Here is a 17,246-nt window from a genome sequence, read left to right on the forward strand (position 1 = left end):
TGCCGACTTCGTAGGGTGGCTGCATGCGACTCAACTACGTGGAGACCGGTCCGGCTGACGCGCCCGTGGTGCTGCTCGGCTCGTCGCTGGGCGCGAATCAGACGATGTGGGCGCCGCAGGTGGACGTGCTCGCCAAGCGGTTCCGGGTGATCGCGTTCGATCATCGCGGACATGGCGAGTCCGAGGTCCCCGAAGGCCCGTACGCGATCGACGACCTCGGCGGCGATGTCGTGGAGTTGCTCGACACCCTCGAGATCGAGCAGGCGTCGTACGTCGGAATCTCGCTCGGCGGCTCCGTCGGCCTGTGGCTGGCCCAGCACGCGCCGGAGCGACTCCACCGCCTGGTGGCGATCTGCCCGCCGTCCAACACCGCGGCCAACCCCGAGATGTGGACCGACCGCGCCGCGCAGGTCCGCGCCGAAGGCACCCGGTCGATCACCGACGCGACCCTCGGCCGCTGGTTCCTCCCCGACTTCAAGGAAGACCTCGAGCCCGTCCGCCAGATGCTCCTCGACTGCCCCGACGAGGGCTACGCCGCCTGCTGCGAGGCGGTCAGCGCGCTGAATCTCCTCCCCGGGCTCGCCGACATCACCGCCCCGGTCCTCCTGATCACCACCGACTCGGACCAATCCGTCCCGCCGGAAACCGTCGTACCCCTCGCCTCCGAGATCCCCGGCGCGCACCTCGAGATCATCGAGAACGCCGCCCACCTGGTCACCTACTCCCACTCCGACACCATCAACCCCCTGCTCCTCGCCCACCTCGGCTGAGTGCGCGATTCCGGCGTACGGGAGGCTCGGCGTTAGGCTGGTAGGCGCTCTGATCGCTGACTGGAAGTGTTTATGACTGTCGAATCGCTGTTCCCGCGCCTGGAGGCGTTGCTGCCGAACGTGCAGAAGCCGATCCAGTACGTCGGAGGTGAGCTGAACTCGGTCAGCAAAGAGTGGGATTCGGTCAGCGTGCGGTGGGCGCTGATGTATCCGGACGCCTACGAGGTGGGCCTGCCCAACCAGGGCGTGCAGATCCTCTACGAGGTGCTGAACGAGCGCGACCACATCCTGGCCGAGCGGACGTACTCCGTCTGGCCGGATATGGAGCAGATCATGCGGGACAACGCGATCCCGCAGTTCACGCTGGACTCGCACCGTCCCGTCCGGGCGTTCGACGTCTTCGGGCTGTCGTTCTCGACCGAGCTCGGGTACACGAACATGCTGACCGCGCTCGACCTCGCGGGTATCCCGTTGCACGCCGTCGACCGGACCGATGAGGACCCGATCGTGCTCGCCGGCGGGCATGCCGCGTTCAACCCGGAGCCGATCGCGGACTTCATCGACGCCGCGGTGCTCGGTGACGGCGAGGAGATCGTGCTCGCGATCTCCGAGGTGATCCGGGAGTGGAAGGACGAAGGCCGTCCGGGTGGTCGGGACGAGGTGCTGCTGCGGCTGGCGAAGTCGGGCGGCGTCTACATCCCGAAGTTCTTCACCGTCGAGTACCTCGCCGACGGCCGGATCCAGCGCGTCACCCCGAACCGCCAGGGCGTTCCGTTCCGGACGGCGAAGCACACGGTCATGGACCTCGACGCCTGGCCGTACCCGAAGAAGCCGCTCGTCCCGCTGGCCGAGACCGTGCACGAACGCTTCTCGGTGGAGATCTTCCGCGGCTGCACCCGCGGCTGCCGGTTCTGCCAGGCGGGCATGATCACCCGCCCGGTGCGTGAGCGCAGCATCACCACGATCGGCGACATGGTCGACAACGGCCTGAAGCAGACCGGCTTCGAAGAGGTCGGTCTCCTGAGCCTCTCGAGCGCCGACCACAGCGAGATCGCCGACGTCGCGAAGGGCTTGGGGGACCGGTACGAGGGCAGCAACGTCTCGCTGTCGTTGCCTTCGACAAGGGTCGACGCGTTCAACATCACGCTGGCCAACGAGTTCTCCCGCAACGGCCGGCGTAGTGGTCTGACGTTCGCGCCCGAGGGCGGGTCGGACCGGATGCGCAAGGTGATCAACAAGATGGTCACCGAGGAGGACCTGATCCGCACGGTCGCGGCGGCGTACAGCCACGGCTGGCGGCAGGTGAAGCTCTACTTCATGGTGGGTCTACCGACCGAGACCGATGAGGACGTGCTGGCGATCGCCGCCCTCGCGAAGCGGGTGATCGAGACCGGTCGCGAGGTGTCCGGCCGTCGCGACATCCGGTGCACCGTGTCGATCGGCGGATTCGTGCCGAAGCCGCACACCCCGTTCCAGTGGGCGTCGCAGCTCGGCGCCGAGGAGACCGACGCGCGGCTGTCCAAGCTCGCTGCGGCGATCCGCTCCGAGAAGGGGTACGCGAAGGCGATCGGTTTCCGGTACCACGACGGCAAGCCCGGCATCATCGAAGGTCTGCTGTCCCGCGGCGACCGCCGCGTCGGCCGCGTGATCGAGGCGGTCTGGCGCGACGGCGGCCGGTTCGACGGCTGGAGCGAGCACTTCTCGTACGACCGCTGGATCGGGGCGACCGAGAAGGCGCTCGCCGACGAGCCGGTCGACCTCGCCTGGTACACGACGCGCGAGCGCGAGTACGCCGAAGTCCTGCCATGGGACCACTTGGACTCGGGCCTGGATCGCGACTGGTTGTGGGAGGACTGGCAGGACTCGCTCGAGGAGGACGGCGCGATCGAGGTCGAGGACTGCCGCTGGACCCCGTGCTTCGACTGCGGCGTCTGCCCGGCCCTTGACACGAGTATCCAGATCGGTCCGACGGGCAAGAAGCTCCTGCCGCTGACTGTGATGAACACTCCCGCCGGCGCTAACTCGGGTTCCTGATGAGATCACCCGCGCGTCCGCAGGCGAAACGGGAGTTTGTCAGATCGCCTGGGCGAAGGAATCCCGCTTGATGATCGAACGCTCGCGTATGTCGTCCGGGATGACCAATTCGACGTCGACCATTGGAGCGCGCACACCCTTCGTCGCTGTGCGCCTGACCTTGTATTTCACACCGATCTGGAGGAGGTCGGCGGCCATCGTGTCCATGCCGCCGGCTTCCCATCGCGCCCGGAACGTCTGACCGTCGTAGACGCTCACCCAACCGCCACCTCCAGCCTCGGCGCGTTGGACGTACTCGCGGACCTGCACAGGCTCGTGGCCGAGTGCGACAAGCACCTCATCGACAAGCTTGCCGTAGATCTCGTCTGGGTTCGGTGCGCCATGGCCTCCGCTGCGGCAGCCTCCACAGCGGAGATACCGGTACTCACGCGAATTCTTGGTCGTCTTCTGCACAGTCATGTTGGTCTCACAGTCCGCACAGACGATGACTCCGAGGAACTTGGTCGCTCCGCCGGATTGGCGTGCAGGTTGATTTCGCGACGCCCGATCAAGCGCCTCCTGCAGGCAGTTGAACTCCTCGGGAGTGAAGATCGGCGCGGCCACCTTGATCGGATTCCCGTCCGGGCCTAGGACCAGCTTGGACCGGCGAATGCCGCCGTCCTTGTCCTCTTCCACTCGGTACCCCATGAGGGCGGGATTCCTGAGCCGCCGGAGGAGAGTGGACGGGGTCAGTCCCGGTCCGCAAAGACCTGAGCGAACGAGAACCTTGACCATGCGCCGAGCTGAGCAGGGGCGTCGGCGCAGAGCCGCTGACCGGCACCAGTGCAGCGCCTGCCAGGCGGTCTCGTCTATGCGGAGAACGATCTCTCCGTCATCATCACGGTCGGTAACGTAGCCATAGGAGGGCTTGCCGACCAACCAGGCGCCTTGGGTCTTGGTGTATTCCCAGAGACTGGCAACGCGCTTGCTGGTGCCGGCTGCTTCAATCTCGGCAATGCCGCCGATGATTGAAGCCATCGTCCTTCCGGCCGGGGTTGTCAGGTCTATGCTCTCGTTCCCGGAGACGAGGTTCTTGTCGTACCTCAGGCACCAGTCGATCATCGTGGACAAGTCCGACAACCGACGGACGAAGCGGTCCAACTTCCAGAAGAGCAGTACGTCGAACTCGGGCAACCGGTTGTTGATCCAGTCGCCAAGCTCCTTGCGCCTCCATGGCGGGACCTTCGTAGCGCTGACGTTGAGGTCTCTGGCAACCCCGACGACCCTGAAACCCATGTCCCGCGCTAGGCGCCGGAGATCGAGCTCTTGTCTGACCGGTGAGGTCGTGTCAGCTCGGAGTACTGACAGTCTGATGGACAACAGAGCCCGTGGTGCGTTGCTGGGCAACAGGGTTTCTGCCTTGGCCAACTCATCCAGCAACGCTGAGTCGGCCCTCGTCCACTCGGTCTCAACGGCGTACCGCCGCTTGGGTCCTGCGCGTCGCCGGCCCCTCGCTACCATCCGTGAATGGTACTGGGGATTCTGACTGTGCCTCCAATTGCTTCAGGCGGGAACCGACCGCGACCGGTGCCGTGAATCTAGCTGTTGTAGTACGCCGGCGTCGGCGGTGCCTTCATCGAACCAGGCGCCGGCTGAGTAGGCGTAGAGCTCGGCGACCGTGGCTAACGGTCCGCTCGCGCTCTGGCCCTTCTGCAGTTCGACGAGGACCTCGGGGACGCTGTTAGAGCAGCCCTCCGGGCCGACGGAGACGTACGGCATCAGCGCGGAGTGCCTGACCGAGTCGGCCGTGAGGACCCTCTCGGTGCAGCTGATAGAAGCAGGTCGGTGAGGAACAGCTCGTCGGCGCTGCCCAGGACCAGGTCGGCCGCTGCGACCGCAGCCTTGGTGACGAACGGATTCGGTATGGCGACCGCGTACATCCCGGCCGCCTGCGCTGCCTCCACGCCGTGCGCTGTGTCCTCGACAGCGATGGCAGGTACGCCGACCCGCTCCAAGGCCAGCTGGTAGATCGCCGGATCGGGCTTGTGCGTTGCGACCTCGTCGCCTGTGACGATCTCGTCGAACAGCTTGACCGCACCGACCCGCTCCAGGTGGCCGACCACCCAACTCCGCGGTGAACTGCTGGCGATCGCGACCCGAAGCCCCAGCTCCCGAGCCGATGAGATCCAATCCCGGATCCCCGGCCGGAAGTCGAGCTCGGCGTGCATCCGGTCCCGATGGGCGAGCCGGCGCGCCTGACTCTCGGCGCGGTCGAACCCGCTCCCGACGGCCGCCGCGAGTACGGCGTACCGGTCCTCGCTGACGTCTCCGCCGTGTCCCGGCCAGAAGCCGTCGAGGTCGAGCTCGAGACCGTGGTACGCCCACTCGGTCTGCCAGCTCTCGACCATCGTCGTCTCGGTGTCCATCAGCAGGCCGTCGAAGTCGAACACGATCGCCTGCACGTCCGTCGGCACCAGCCGCGTCGCGAGCCGGTGGATCTGTGTCTCGCTCAGCCCGAGCCAAGCGAGGTACCCGCGGACCCCGCCGAAGCGCTCGTCGACGTACGAGAGCGACCCGAGGATCGTGTCCGGATGCGATCGGGAGAAGGCCGGCGCATCCTGCAGGCCGAGGTTGGTCTCGCTGATCGCGTAGTCCGCGGCAATGTCCGATCGGGGTACGCCGACGAGGTCGAGCAGCAGCGCAACCGTCAGGCCGGTCCGATCCTTGCCGGCCTTGCAATGTACGACGACCGGCTGATCCGCCGGCGCCTCCGCGATCGCGGTGAAGATCCGGCCGACGTGGGCCGCGTTCCGGGTCAGGCTGTTGCGATAGACGTCGACCAGCCGCGGCTCGGCGGCCGGATCACGAGTCGCCTCGGCCGCCGGGTCGATCCATGGGATCCGCTGGTATACCAAATCTCCGGCCAGCGGATGTGGTTGCCTCAACTCCCAATCGGACCGCAGATCCAGCACCAGCCCGGCCCCCACCTCCTCGAACGCAGGCAGGCCGACGGCGTCGATGCACTCACTGCGGAGCAGAGCCCGCGCACGCGTCGGTACCCCGTACCGCGTCGGAAGTCCGCCAACGTCACGCGCATTCGGGCTCCACATACCTGTCAGCTTATGACAATGCCTCCCAGGGACTCGAAATCGTGCCAGGTTCCGTCGAAAGCCTTGTGGTGTAAGGCGGAATCCATGCCGACTGCGAACACGTCGATCCGGCCCGGGCCCGAGGAGACCACTGAACCGGCTGGTTGCGGACGGCGCTGTACGGCGGCCGGTTCGAGCCAGCCGGCCAGGGCGGCGATGTTCATCCGGAGGATCTCCGCGGCCAGTGACCAGTCGATGAAGTTCAACGTGTCGTTGGCGGAATGGATGTGGCCGTTCGCACTGTCCGCGCCCTCGATCGTCAGAACCGCTGGTATACCAGCGTTGATGAACGGGACATGGTCGCTCGCGAACGGGTTCAGCGACGTCTCGACCGTCAGCCCCGTGTACGTCGCAGCCGCGGTCGACAGGTCCGCGATCTGACTCGACGACACCGCCGCCCCCTCCAGCAGTACGCCGGGTGTCGCGGTGTTCCTGGTCCCGATCATGTCCATGTTGAGTACGGCGCGGACGCGTGACCGCTCCGCCGGCGGCAGCGCAGCGACGTACTGCTTGCTGCCGAACAACCCCTCTTCCTCGCCGCCGAAGAGGATCAGCCTGATGTCGTGCTGCCAACCGCGCGTGGACAAGAGCCGGCCGAGCTCGAGTACGCCGGCCGAGCCGCTGCCGTTGTCGTCCGCACCCGGAGCCGCCGCGGCCGGACCGCCCGCGATGTTGATCGAGTCCAGGTGCGCGGTGACGATGACCAGCTTGCGATCCACGCCCACGCCGGGCCGGTCGCCGACCAGGTCCGCCGAGTGGCCGGCGCCGACAGTGATCGGCGTCCGCGCCACTTGGTAGCCGAGGGCAACCATTCGGTCGGACGCGAAGTCCATCGCCTGGGTGAACGTCGTACTCAGCGAATGCCTGGTCGGCAGGCTCGCCAGCCAGGTCAGGTCGTTCTGGTACGACGTCGTGGACACATCGCCGACCAGCTCCGCGACGGCCGGGTCGACCCGCGCCGCGGAGGCCGTCGGATGGTCGACGACCGTCGTGTTCGGGCGGAGCACTTCGATCCGCCAGTGGTGGTTGGACCGCCGACGGGGTTTGTCGGCCGACGAGATGACCAGATGCCGGCCGTGATCGAGCAGCGGCGTGACATCGGGGTAGTCGTCCTGGAAACTCCGGCCCACCTGCGTCACCAGCAGCAGACCGGGAACGGTCCGGGAGGCCCGACCGAGGCGTTGTTCGGCCGGGACCCAGAGGAGGGTCTTCTCCCCGAACCGTGCCGACCGCGCGCCACCGGCGGCGTCCGCGGTCGGTACGACGAGATAGCGCACATTCATTGTTGGTCCTGCCAAGCAATCTCGAGTCGATCGGGCGCCGAGGACACGATCCGCCCGGTCCCGTCCGGCAGTTCCAGGCGGCCGGTGGTGTCCCAGCGGCCCGGCGGACCGGGGGAGGGGGCATCGCCGCGGCCGATCTGCAGCGGTACGAACGTCCCGTCCGGGAGGAACTCCACCCCCCGCCGGCCACGGGCCGGCGGGAAGGCGAAGTCGTCATGGCGGTAGACGCTGATCCCGTCGTGGTCCTCCTCGAAGGAATGCGTCCAGCGGCCCGTCGGCGTGGCGGTCAGATCGTCACCCCCTGCCCGATCGAGGCCGGGGAGTCGGGGACGGTCAGCTTGAAGTCGCTGATGATTCCGCCGAGCCCTTCGTACCCGGTGACCGACGGTCCCCAGTTCGAGCCGTCCCACCACTTGTGGTAGAGCTGCTTGTCGGTGCCGGTGACGAAAACGTCCAGCCGGTTGGTGTCCCACGAGACCACGCGCGGCTCGTCGGTGCAGATCCCGCCCATGTACTCGTATCCCGTGACGCTCGGCCCCCAGGAGGATCCGTCCCACCACTTGTGGTAGAGAGCGGAGTCGGTTCCGAGCAGGAATACGTCGAGGCGGTCGGAGCCCCACGAGACCACGGTCGGCGCCGTCGTACACACGCCGCCCATGTACTCGTAGCCGCTCCACGACGAGCCGTCCCACCACTTGTGGTAAAGCGCCGAGTCGGTGCCGATGACGAACAGGTCGAGCCGGTTCTCGCCCCACGCCACCACGCGCGGCGGTGATGCGCAGACGCCGCCGAGGTACTCGTACCCGTTCCACGACGAGCCGTCCCACCACTTGTGGTAGACCGCGTTGTCGGTTCCGAGGACGAACGCGTCCAGCCGATCGGGGCCCCAGGCAACGACTTCGGGCGGGCTCATGCAGACCCCGCCGAGGTACTCGTAGCCGTTCCAGGACGACCCGTCCCACCACTTGTGGTACAACGCCCGGTCGGTCCCGAGCACGAAGGCATCCAGCCGGTCGGGGCCCCAGGTCGCCAGCCGCGGCGGACTCATGCAGACGCCGCCGAGGTACTCGTATCCGGTGACGGACGGTCCCCAGTTCGAGCCGTCCCACCACTTGTGGTACAGCGCGTGGTCGGTGCCGAGGACGAACGCGTCCAGCCGGTTCGGACCCCAGGACGCGACTTCAGGAGCGCTCATACAGATACCACCCATGTACTCGTAACCGGCGACGGACGGTCCCCAGGCCGATCCGTTCCACCACTTGTGATACATCGCCAGGTCGGTGCCGAGCACGAACGCGTCCAGCCGGTTCGCGCCCCACGACACGATCGAGCCGGCCGGTTCCGGCGTACCGCCCGAGCCGAAGTCCGGCAGGTCCTTGCGGACGGTGTCCAGCGTCGCCTGCATCCGCGCCACCTGGTCGGTGGTGAACATGACCATGCCGCGGTCGTCGGTGTAGTCCATGTAGTCGTAGAACAGGTCGCCGTTCGGCCCGTTGCTACACGTGACATGCGGGAACGCCGGTACGCCGAAGTTCGGGCCGGCCGCGTTCGGGGTGTCGGCGCACTCGTCGGTACCGCTACAGCCGCTGCCGTCGTCGCCCCAGATGTGGAACAGGTTCAGGTAGTGCCCGACCTCGTGCGTCGTCGTCCGGCCGAGGTCGAACGGCGCCGCCGCCGTACCGTTGGTGCCGAACCCGCTGTGCAGGATGACCACGCCGTCGGTGTTCGCCGGACCGCCGGGGAACTGCGCGTACCCGAGCAGACCGCCGCCGAGCTGACAGACCCAGATGTTCAGGTAGTGCGCGGGATCCCAAGGGTCGATGCCGCCGGTCGCCGACGACTTCACCTTGTCGTCGGTGCCGAAGCTCGCCGTACTGGTCTGGGTCCGGGTGACGCCCGTCGTCGGGTTCCCGTTCGGGTCCTCGGTCGCCAGGAAGAACTCCACCCGCGAGTCCGCGATCAGCCCGCTGAACACACCCGGCACGATGCTCGTGTCCGGGTTGGTGGCGCGGTAGTCACGGTTCAGTACGTCGATCTGGCTGTCGATCTGCGCCTGCGAGATGTTCTGCGCGTTGGTGTTCCAGACGACGTGGACGACACACGGGATGCGAGCGACCCCGGTGAACCGTTCCTCGCGGGCGACGTAGACCATCGTCGCGGTTTCGAGCGCCGACCGTGCCGCGGCGTACGCCGGGTTGGTCGACAGCAGTCTGCGGTGTACATCCATGACGCCGCACTGTCTGCGATTCGGGAGCTCAGTCCGCCCGTCCGCGCCGCTCATACCGGCACCACTGGCCTGCCCGCCGCCTGCCATCCCCGCGCCTGCAGGCGATCCGCCGGCGTTCATCTCCGCTGCGGGCGTTCCGCCGCCGCCCATGTCGGCTGCCGGTGACCCGCCGCCGCCCATGTCTGCCGCAGGCGATCCGCCGCCGCTCATCGTCGAACTGCTCGAGGCCGGTGCCCCAGCCATCGGCATGCCGTCCGCCGCGGGCTGTCCGTTAGCGGCGTGCCCGTTCTGCTCGGTCGCCGGTGCCTCACCCGGCATCCGGTTGTCGTCCCGGTGCTTGTCCGCTCGCCCGTTGGCCTTCCTCGGCATCTCTCCCCCTTCCGGCGGGGGCGCACGGGCAGGTCGACGTACACGCGCCGAACCGAGAAGATTCACCCCCAGCGCACCCCTCGACCGAAGACGGTCCCTACCGCCTTCCCCCACCGAACAGTCGGCCCCCAAGTCACTGTTCTGCGTTTCACCTTGCTCCGTTCACCGCGCGCACACAACCCTTCGTGGCAAGACATTCGGATCTGGCCGGCCTCGATTTGTCTACAGTGCAGGATTGACCCATGCAGCGTGAGAAGTCGGTCCCGTTCGAGGTGCGTGCTCATCGTGGGTTGATCTCGGTCCGGGTGGTGCCGAACGACGACCCGTGGGCCTCGGGGCACCAACTCGTCGTACCCGATCTGAAGGCCGAGGCGTTCCGCGGCTTCCCGATCTGCACGGCGTCGATCAGGTACCACGGGTACGGGATCAACGCGATCATGGGCTGGGTCCAGGTCGTCTCGCGCGGGTCCGAGGTGTCGGTCGATCGCGCGCCGAACCTCGACGCGACCGATCCGTTCTACGCGTACGGCTACCTGCCGACGTTCTTCGACGCGCCGGCGAACCCCGACCACCCCGACGGGACGTGGCGCGCCGACACGTTCCTCGTCGTCGTACCCGACGTGATCCACTCGCGTCACGTCGTCCCGATCGCCGCCTTCACCTGGGGCTACGAACTACGCTCCGGCCGCCCGACCCTCCTCGACGTCGCCGCTCTACCGTCGACGGATTGGGCCGGCCATCGCGAGGTGCTGTCGGTCAAGCACCCGAGCTGGACCTTCGGCTAGAGGACGCGCTCCCAGATCGTGCGCTGCGCCACCGGGCGGAAGCCGAGTTTGGCGTTGACCGCGATCATCGGTGCGTTCTCCGGCGCGTTCCAGGTGTGCAGTACGGCGGGGCCGGCTTGGATGGCTCGCAAGTTCGGAGCCTTCACCGCGATACCGAGCCCGTGGCCGCGGTGCGTACGCCGTACGTAGGTGTCGTACTGGTTGAGCCGCTCGGGGGTTTCCGGCGTACCGCCCATCTGCGTGTACGCCGCGAGCTCGCCGGACGCGGTGTGCACGGCCGCCGTGGTGTAGGTGAACCGCCCCTGAGCCACGCGCCGGGCCTCAGCGTCCCGCACGAGCTCCGCCGTCCACCGCAGCGGCTCGTCCGTCCGATCGCCGGTCGGCACGTCCTCACTCATCCCACTCAGCAACTCCACAAACTGCTCGAGCCACTCATCCGGCGCGTGCTCACGCCACTGCACCAATTCATATCCGTCGACCGGCCGCTCCAACGCCGTCACGTCGATCGGCAACTCCACCACCTGATGCAACTCCGCATGCTTCTTCTCGAACCCCCGAGCCCGAGCAAACGCCGTCCCCGCACTCTCACCCGTCACCGGATCGCCCGCCACATTGATCCCCGAAACAATCCGCCGCCCGTCTGCGCGCGCCCGCCCCACCGCAGCATCCAACAACCTGCTCGCAACCCCACGCCGCCGGTACTCCGGCACAACCGCCAGCTCGACATCAACGGTGTCGGTGTTCCCCACCAACCACCAGTCCAGCCAGGCGACCCCAAGCCAGTCGTCCCCCTCGACCAGCCCGATCCCCTCGGCCCGCACATCGGCATGAGTCCCCGCCATCAAAACCCGAGCCTCTTCCACCCCGAGCCCCACCGGGAACTCCAGCTCCTCCCGCCGAACCCCGAACTTCACCTCGTAGAACCGCCGGAACAGTTCAGGATCCTGCCCATCAACCCAGATAATCTCCACGCGGGCACCTTAGGTGCCCGGCGGGCTAGTGGTGGGGGCGGAGGGCTCGGTTGGCGGCGGGTTCGGCTATTTGGGTGCGGAAGGGGTGGGAGGGGTAGACGCCGAGGACGCGGACCTCGACCGAGAAGAATGCGAGTTCTTCCAGGGCCAGGGCGACGTTCGGGTCTTCGGGGTGGCCCTCGATGTCAGCGTAGAACTGGGTGGCGAAGAACATGCCGCCGAGTTGATACGACTCCAGCTTGGTCATGTTCACGCTGTTGGTCGCGAATCCGCCGAGCGCCTTGTAGAGAGCGGCCGACACGTTCCGCACCCGGTACACGAAGCTCGTGATGACCGGACCCGAGCCGACCGGCGGCACCTCCGGCTCGCGGGAGAGCACGAGGAAGCGGGTTGTGTTGTGGTGCTCGTCCTCGACGTCGGACGCGAGGGTCTCCAGCCCGTACAGCTCGGCGGCCGCCCGGGGCGAGAGGGAAGCGACAGTCGGGTCAGCCAGCTCCGAGACCTCGCGAGCCGCGCCCGCGGTGTCGTCCGCCACGACGGTCGACCAACCGTGCTCCCGGATGATCTTCCGGCACTGCCCGAGCGCGTGCACGTGGCTGCGAACGGTCCGGATCTGGTCCAGCGTCGTACCAGGAGTCCCCAGCAGCTGGAAGTGGATCGGCAGGAAGTACTCGCCGACGATGTGCAGCCCGGACTCCGGCAGCAGGTGGTGGATGTCCGCGACCCGGCCGGCGATCGAGTTGTCCACCGGGATCATCGCGAGCCCGGCGCGCCCGCTGCTCACTGCCTCGAGCGCGTCCTCAAACGTCGTACAAGGCAGCTGCTCGCGGTCCGGGAACATCTCGGTGCACGCCATCGCTGAATTCGCGCCTGGCTCACCCTGATAAGCGATCGGTCCGTCCACGATCTACCAGCCTAGACCCACCGCATCTCACCACCCGGATCAGGTGTCCGTCTTACGGACCTTCTCGGGCGCCCCCGTGACTGCTCGACCCTCGAGCGACTTGGCCTTGGTGGCGTACATGTCGATGTACTCCTGCCCCGACAACTCCATGATCTTGTACATGATCTCGTCGGTGACGGCCCGCAGGATGAGCCGATCGCTCTCCATCCCTTCGTACCGCGAGAAGTCCAGCGGCTCGCCGAACTTCACCGTCGGCGACGCGAACGACGCAACGACCTTCCCGGGCGGAGCCACCACATCCGTCCCGATCACCCCGCACGGGATCACCGGCACCTTGGCCTCCAGCGCGAGCCGGGCCACGCCAGTACGACCCTTGTACAGCCGTCCGTCATGCGACCGTGTGCCCTCGGGGTAGATGCCGAACAGCTCGCCGCGCTCGAGCACCTTCATCCCGGCCCGCATCGCGCCCTCGGACGCCGACCCGCCGGACCGGTCGATCGGCACCTGGCCGGTGCCCTTGAAGAACCCGCGCTGGAACCGGCCCTTGATCCCGGCCCCGGTGAAGTAGTCGGACTTCGCGACGAACGTGACCCGGCGCCGCAGCGACAGCGGCATGAAGATCCAGTCGGAGTACGAGAGGTGGTTGCTGGCGATGATCGCCGCGCCCTGCTCCGGGATGTTCTCGGCGCCGACCACGTTCGGCCGGAAGATGCGCTTCACCGGCGGACCGACCAGCACGTTCTTCAGCACCCAGTAGATGCCCTTGCCGTCGCCGTCGCCGGCATCCACGACCGCAGGGTCCGGCTCCCGCCGCGGCGACTGTGCCGGTTCCGTCATCGAAGTCCTTCCCTCACTTGTTCCCCGAACCCACATGATGCCGCACCGCGACCGGAATGGCCCGTACGTCGCCACGCGGGAACTCCTCACCTCCGCCGCCGGACGTTCGTAAGCTGCTGACGACACCGTCGCCCAGGTGGGGGAGAACCATGCGTACCAAGCTCCTGACCGCGGTACTCGCGCTCCTCGCCGGCGTGCTGGTCACCCTGCCGGCCCGAGCGGCTGCCCCGGCAGCGACCGTCGTACCGATCCAGGTGACCGGGCCGGCGGCGTCGCGGTTCAACCTGGTGGTGATGGGTGACGGCTACACCGCGGCCGAGCTGCCGAAGTTCCGCGAGCAGCTCGACAAGCACCTGAACATCCTCTGGAGTATCGAGCCGTTCAAGTCGTACCGGAACTACGTCAACGTGTACGCCGTCGAGATCGCCTCCCCGGAGTCCGGCGTCGACTGCGACCCCAACCTCACCTCGCCGCAGCGCGACACCCCGCTGCAGATGGGGTTCTGGGGCGGCTGCAACCCGGGCAGCGTCCAACGCCTGCTGACCGTCAGCTCGGCCGCCGCAACGCAGTACGCCGATCTGGTCCCGGGCACGACCGCCTCCAACCGGCAGATCCTTGCTATCGGCAACAGCGACACGTACGGCGGGGCGGGCGGGACGTATGCGACCGCGTCCGGCGGGAACGCGCTCTCGGCCTTGATCACGCCGCACGAGCTCGGCCATTCGCTCGGCGGGCTCCAGGATGAATACGACTACTACGCCCGCGGCGAGCGCGGCGCGCCGTACGTCGGTCCCGAGCCGTCCTCGATCCACCACACGTTGCTGACCCAGCAGCAGATGCTCGACCAGCACGTGAAGTGGTACCGCTGGCTGGGGGAGCCGTCGGAATCCGGCGGGACGATCGGCCGCTACGAGGGCGGGATGTACGCCGGATCAGGCGTCTGGCGGCCCAGCGCGCACTCGATGATGAAGGCGCTCGGGTACTACTTCGACCAGGTCTCGCGCGAGCGGATGGCCCAACGACTCTCCGCCAAGGCGAACCTGTTCCAGGACAGCACGCCGGTCGGCCCGGTCGCCGCAGACCAAGTCGTCTGGCTGCAGACGCTGCATCCGCTCGATCACGAACTGACGGTCTCCTGGGCGGTCGACGGTACGACGCTGCCGACCTCGAACGCCCGCGCCGTCGACCTCTCCACCTTGCACCTGACCGCCGGCCAGCACACCCTGACCGCGACGATCGTGGACCCGACCACCTTCATCCGCGACCCCGCCGTACGTCCGACCGCCACCCGCTCCTGGACGGTCGACACCACCCTGACCGCACCGCCGTCGACCGGTACGCCGACGTTCACCGGCTCCACCTCGACCGAGCATCCGGTCAGCGCCGACGAGGTCGTGTACGCCGAGACCTCGCAGCCCAACGCCCCGATCACCTGGCAGGTCGACGGGCGAACTGTCGCGAACCCGGGCAACGACCGCGACCTCGAGCTCGCCCCGCTCAAGCTCACCAGTCGGCACACATTGACCGCTCAGGTCGGCGCCGACAAACGAACCTGGACCGTCGACGGCGTCGAAGCCGTCGTGACCCCGACCATGTCGAAACCCCTGCTCACAGTGCAGAAGCCGACCGGTAGTGAATACGTATACAACGATGCCTTCACGATGGGGCTCACGGCAACGGACGACAGCCCGGGGTACGTCGTACCGGAGTTCCGCGTCGACGGTGACGGTTGGTACAACTACTACGGCTGGCCGACGGATGCGTCCCTCCCGTTCAAGTTCACGGCCGAGGGCACCGAGATCGACCAGCTCGTCTACGGCAAGCTCGGCGTACCGCGGGTCGTGCCGTGGGACGACGTACCGCCTGGGTACGGGCGTCATCAGATCGAGTATCGCGCGATCGATGCCACCGGCAACATCGAGAGCCCGCGCCGGTTCGCCGTCACGCTGCTGCACCCCGCGCCGGCCTGTACCACCACGATCACCGGCACGCACAACGGCCCGCTGTACCTCCGCACCGGCGTCACCTGCCTGACCAACGCAACCGTCAACGGCCCAGTCCTGGTCGCGGCCAGAGCCTCGCTGGTCTCCACCGACTCACGCATCAACGGTCCCGTCCGCGCCGACCAGGCCGCCGACCTGCAGCTCCTGCGCTCCACCGTCGCAGGCCCGGTCACCGCCGATCACGTCAGCCGCAGCGTGGTCGTCGTCGGAAGCACGGTCCAGGGCCCTGTCTCGGTCACCAACGCCTCGACCGCACAACCTCCGGCCCTGGCCGGAAACACCGTCAACGGCCCGCTCGTCTGCCAGGCCAACGCCCCGAAACCGACCAATCTCGAGGCACCGAACAAGGTGTCAGGCCCTCGATCCGGGCAGTGCGCGAAGCTCTGAGCCGAGCAGACATGGACGTGAGTTTCGCCGACATGTCCCCGACGACGCGGTTCTCATAACTTTCTGAGTGCGGGGAGTTCCCGCCCTACAGAAGGAGTGAAATGAACGGACTGCGGGTGGCGTCCCTGATGGCGGCGACGATGACAACCGGTCTGGTGGCCGGCATCTATGCGATCTACGCGAACGCGTTCATGCCCGGCCTCGCCAAGACCGACGACAAGACCTTCGTCGCAGCGTTCACGGCCGTGGACCGGGCGATCGTGAACCCGCTCTTCCTCGGCCTCGGCTTCCTGGGCGCGGCGCTGTTCACGGTGCTCGCCGGACTGCTCAGCCTCAAGGAGAAGGCGCTGCCGTGGATCGCGGTCGCCTTCGTGCTGTACCTGGTCTCGATCATCGTCACGATGGCGGTGAACGTCCCCCTGAACGACGCCCTGAAGGCCGCCGGAGATCCGGCAACCATCGACGTAGCGGCAGCCCGGGCAGCCTTCAACGAGTCGAAATGGGTCGCCTTCAACCTGCTCCGCACGATCCTCGCCCTCGTCTCCTTCGGCCTCCTCGGCTGGGCCCTCTACCTGACGGGCAAGTCCGCCGCTCAGCCCTGAGGTTATTTGCAGTATTTGCAGGTACCGTTCGTCGCGAATCGGAGCCTGGGGAGGCAGGGTGAGTGACGCAGACTCGGACTGGTGGGATCACCGACCGGTGTTCTCGACCACCGACAAGGGATTCCGCCTCACCGGACTGGCCGTCGGCGAGCGCCCCGGACAGGTGACGATCCGCCTGCTGGTCTCGGCCGCACTGTGCTTCGCAGGCTGGGGAGCCGTCAGCCTGCTGGGTACGTCGTTCCTGTGCGGCGCGACGTCAGCGCCCGCCGGCTCCTGCGCCGTCGATGTCCCCGGCAACCTCCCAACAGCATTGGTCATCGCGGCTGCTCTGGTCGGTGGCTACCTCGTCCTCTTTGTCACGGTCGATCTGTCCGAGCAGGCACGACATCGGTTCGGACAGCGCCGGGCGGCGGGGCTGTTCAGGTCCGTCCCGCTCCTGGCCGGGATGTGCGTCGGCGCCGCCAGCTCGGTCGTCACCGCCGTCGCTGTCGATCCGGCCGAGACGGTCCGGCGTACGCTCCACGGCTTGATCGGCACCGAGGCGATCGCGATCTCGGCGGCGGTGGCGATCCTGACCGGTGTGTGGTGCCTCACCATGCTGGCGCGGCTGCCGGCGGCGCTGCTGCACGCACACCAGCGGCAGGCGACGATCGAGCGGCTGCGCCGCGACGGACGCCGGTACGCCGGGCAGGTGAAGCTCGGCCGGATCGTGTACTGGCTCGGGCACGATCCTGAGCTCGACGTCACGATCGAGTACGACTCGCCGGCCGGTTCGCACGCGGTCAAGGCGCGGATGCGGACCTCGCCCGACCGGGTGCCCGCCGACGGCAGCCGCGTGATCGTGTACGACGACCTGCGCGGCGTCGTACACATCGAGCTCGACCGCGACGCCGGTCCGACGTACGAGCCGGAGGCGCGGTACGCCGCCTCGGAATGATTTTGAGAG

15 protein-coding genes are annotated in these 17,246 nt (G+C 67.6%); 6 read left to right on the forward strand and 9 right to left on the reverse strand.

Annotated elements, in window-relative coordinates; translation table 11 throughout:
• Positions 1-23: 23 nt before the first annotated feature.
• Positions 24-770: an alpha/beta fold hydrolase gene (locus ACQPYH_RS12875; protein WP_432890484.1), complete on the forward strand. Its 747-nt coding sequence runs from the start codon at positions 24-26 to the stop codon at positions 768-770.
• Between the two features lie 72 nt (positions 771-842).
• The gene (locus tag ACQPYH_RS12880; RefSeq protein ID WP_432890487.1) at positions 843-2,804 is read left to right on the forward strand and encodes a TIGR03960 family B12-binding radical SAM protein; all 1,962 of its coding nucleotides are present in this window, start codon (positions 843-845) and stop codon (positions 2,802-2,804) included.
• 39 nt (positions 2,805-2,843) lie between these two features.
• Here ACQPYH_RS12880 and ACQPYH_RS12885 read toward each other — a convergent pair whose 3' ends face one another.
• From ACQPYH_RS12885 to ACQPYH_RS12910, 6 genes are all read right to left on the reverse strand, one after another.
• The gene (locus tag ACQPYH_RS12885) at positions 2,844-4,304 is read right to left on the reverse strand and encodes a recombinase family protein (RefSeq protein WP_432890489.1); all 1,461 of its coding nucleotides are present in this window, start codon (positions 4,302-4,304) and stop codon (positions 2,844-2,846) included.
• A 42-nt stretch (positions 4,305-4,346) separates the two neighbouring features.
• Entirely contained in the window at positions 4,347-4,562 is a 216-nt protein-coding gene (locus ACQPYH_RS12890) for a hypothetical protein (protein ID WP_432890492.1), read from the reverse strand.
• Positions 4,562-5,893, reverse strand: a complete 1,332-nt coding sequence (locus ACQPYH_RS12895; protein WP_432890495.1) for an HAD-IA family hydrolase — start codon at positions 5,891-5,893, stop codon at positions 4,562-4,564. The genes ACQPYH_RS12890 and ACQPYH_RS12895 overlap by 1 nt, the downstream gene beginning before the upstream one ends.
• 5 nt (positions 5,894-5,898) lie before the next feature.
• Positions 5,899-7,215: a M20/M25/M40 family metallo-hydrolase gene (locus ACQPYH_RS12900; RefSeq protein ID WP_432890497.1), complete on the reverse strand. Its 1,317-nt coding sequence runs from the start codon at positions 7,213-7,215 to the stop codon at positions 5,899-5,901.
• On the reverse strand, positions 7,212-7,391 hold the full coding sequence (locus ACQPYH_RS12905) for a hypothetical protein (protein ID WP_432890498.1): 180 nt from the start codon (positions 7,389-7,391) through the stop codon (positions 7,212-7,214). Before ACQPYH_RS12905 ends, ACQPYH_RS12900 begins: the two co-directional genes overlap by 4 nt.
• 110 nt (positions 7,392-7,501) lie before the next feature.
• The gene (locus ACQPYH_RS12910) at positions 7,502-9,811 is read right to left on the reverse strand and encodes a M43 family zinc metalloprotease (protein WP_432890500.1); all 2,310 of its coding nucleotides are present in this window, start codon (positions 9,809-9,811) and stop codon (positions 7,502-7,504) included.
• A gap of 242 nt (positions 9,812-10,053) precedes the next feature.
• Between ACQPYH_RS12910 and ACQPYH_RS12915 the strand changes: the two genes are divergently transcribed.
• Complete coding sequence (locus ACQPYH_RS12915; protein ID WP_432890503.1) at positions 10,054-10,596, forward strand: hypothetical protein; 543 nt, start codon at positions 10,054-10,056, stop codon at positions 10,594-10,596.
• Here the strand turns inward: ACQPYH_RS12915 and ACQPYH_RS12920 are convergent.
• From ACQPYH_RS12920 to ACQPYH_RS12930, 3 genes are read right to left on the reverse strand one after another with little or no spacing between them, the layout of a single operon-like run.
• Entirely contained in the window at positions 10,593-11,567 is a 975-nt protein-coding gene (locus ACQPYH_RS12920; protein ID WP_432890504.1) for a GNAT family N-acetyltransferase, read from the reverse strand. The two genes, ACQPYH_RS12915 and ACQPYH_RS12920, sit on opposite strands and share 4 nt — an antisense overlap.
• A 25-nt stretch (positions 11,568-11,592) precedes the next feature.
• Positions 11,593-12,471 (reverse strand): prephenate dehydratase, encoded by an 879-nt coding sequence (locus tag ACQPYH_RS12925; RefSeq protein WP_432890507.1) that lies wholly within the window; start codon positions 12,469-12,471, stop codon positions 11,593-11,595.
• Positions 12,472-12,510: 39 nt separating this feature from the next.
• Positions 12,511-13,308, reverse strand: coding sequence for a lysophospholipid acyltransferase family protein (locus ACQPYH_RS12930; RefSeq protein ID WP_432890509.1), 798 nt, complete (start codon positions 13,306-13,308; stop codon positions 12,511-12,513).
• A 149-nt stretch (positions 13,309-13,457) separates the two neighbouring features.
• Between ACQPYH_RS12930 and ACQPYH_RS12935 the strand changes: the two genes are divergently transcribed.
• From ACQPYH_RS12935 to ACQPYH_RS12945, 3 genes are all read left to right on the forward strand, one after another.
• Positions 13,458-15,698, forward strand: coding sequence for a M64 family metallopeptidase (locus ACQPYH_RS12935; RefSeq protein ID WP_432890512.1), 2,241 nt, complete (start codon positions 13,458-13,460; stop codon positions 15,696-15,698).
• Positions 15,699-15,799: 101 nt separating this feature from the next.
• Positions 15,800-16,300: a DUF1772 domain-containing protein gene (locus ACQPYH_RS12940; RefSeq protein ID WP_432890514.1), complete on the forward strand. Its 501-nt coding sequence runs from the start codon at positions 15,800-15,802 to the stop codon at positions 16,298-16,300.
• A gap of 58 nt (positions 16,301-16,358) precedes the next feature.
• Entirely contained in the window at positions 16,359-17,237 is an 879-nt protein-coding gene (locus ACQPYH_RS12945; RefSeq protein ID WP_432890515.1) for a hypothetical protein, read from the forward strand.
• The last annotated feature ends 9 nt before the right edge of the window (positions 17,238-17,246 follow it).

This window comes from Kribbella sp. CA-245084, assembly GCF_050942355.1.
Lineage (GTDB): Bacteria > Actinomycetota > Actinomycetes > Propionibacteriales > Kribbellaceae > Kribbella.

Coding starts and splice junctions, on each gene's coding strand:
- ACQPYH_RS12915 (WP_432890503.1), top strand. CDS start 10,054: ATGCAGCGTGAGAAGTCGGTCCCGTTCGAGGTGCGTGCTCATCGTGGG.
- ACQPYH_RS12885 (WP_432890489.1), bottom strand. CDS start 4,304: ATGGTAGCGAGGGGCCGGCGACGCGCAGGACCCAAGCGGCGGTACGCC.
- ACQPYH_RS12930 (WP_432890509.1), bottom strand. CDS start 13,308: ATGACGGAACCGGCACAGTCGCCGCGGCGGGAGCCGGACCCTGCGGTC.
- ACQPYH_RS12900 (WP_432890497.1), bottom strand. CDS start 7,215: ATGAATGTGCGCTATCTCGTCGTACCGACCGCGGACGCCGCCGGTGGC.
- ACQPYH_RS12940 (WP_432890514.1), top strand. CDS start 15,800: ATGAACGGACTGCGGGTGGCGTCCCTGATGGCGGCGACGATGACAACC.
- ACQPYH_RS12890 (WP_432890492.1), bottom strand. CDS start 4,562: ATGCCGTACGTCTCCGTCGGCCCGGAGGGCTGCTCTAACAGCGTCCCC.
- ACQPYH_RS12935 (WP_432890512.1), top strand. CDS start 13,458: ATGCGTACCAAGCTCCTGACCGCGGTACTCGCGCTCCTCGCCGGCGTG.
- ACQPYH_RS12910 (WP_432890500.1), bottom strand. CDS start 9,811: ATGCCGAGGAAGGCCAACGGGCGAGCGGACAAGCACCGGGACGACAAC.
- ACQPYH_RS12875 (WP_432890484.1), top strand. CDS start 24: ATGCGACTCAACTACGTGGAGACCGGTCCGGCTGACGCGCCCGTGGTG.
- ACQPYH_RS12880 (WP_432890487.1), top strand. CDS start 843: ATGACTGTCGAATCGCTGTTCCCGCGCCTGGAGGCGTTGCTGCCGAAC.
- ACQPYH_RS12895 (WP_432890495.1), bottom strand. CDS start 5,893: ATGTGGAGCCCGAATGCGCGTGACGTTGGCGGACTTCCGACGCGGTAC.